Annotated in this window: 1 protein-coding gene; it reads left to right on the top strand. The window is 43.9% G+C overall.

Annotated features, from left to right (window positions below; translation table 11 throughout):
* A partial coding sequence (locus tag DMI82_RS19605) for an IS66 family transposase (RefSeq protein ID WP_146207197.1) occupies positions 1 to 476 on the top strand: 476 nt, incomplete at its 5' end.
* Positions 477 to 542 lie beyond the last annotated feature (66 nt).

Here is a 542-nt window from a genome sequence, read left to right on the forward strand (position 1 = left end):
TTAACATAGAGTCAGAGTTGGAGGCGCTCCCTCCTGATCAGAAGAAAAAAGAACGTCTTATCCGCGAGAAACCGCTTCTCGAGGCTTTTTGGTCATGGGCAGAAAAAAGTGCCATCGGAGAGCTGCCGAAATCCAAACTTTCAAAAGCTTTTCATTACGCCTTAAATAACCGTGAAGGTTTTTGGAATTATCTGGAAGACGGGAATTGTTCCATCAGTAATTCGCTTGCGGAAAACTGTATCCGTCCCTTTGTGATCGGCAGAAAGAACTGGCTGTTCTCCGGCAGTCCGAAAGGGGCGGAAGCCAGTGCAGGAATCTATACACTGGTAGAGACAGCGAAAGCGAATGGGCTTGCCCCGATGAAATATATAAAATATATCCTGTCCGACATGCCGAGGAGTGCTTTTCTTGAACATCCTGAATATCTGGATGATTATCTGCCTTGGAATCCTCTTGTAAAAGAATTCTGTCGATAACCGTTGACCTTTTAGTATAAAAGGCTGACGGTTATTTTTCTATACACTGTTTTATTTGACGCTTAC

The organism is Blautia sp. BCRC 81119 (genome assembly GCF_003184505.1).
Lineage (GTDB): Bacteria > Bacillota > Clostridia > Lachnospirales > Lachnospiraceae > Blautia_A > Blautia_A fusiformis.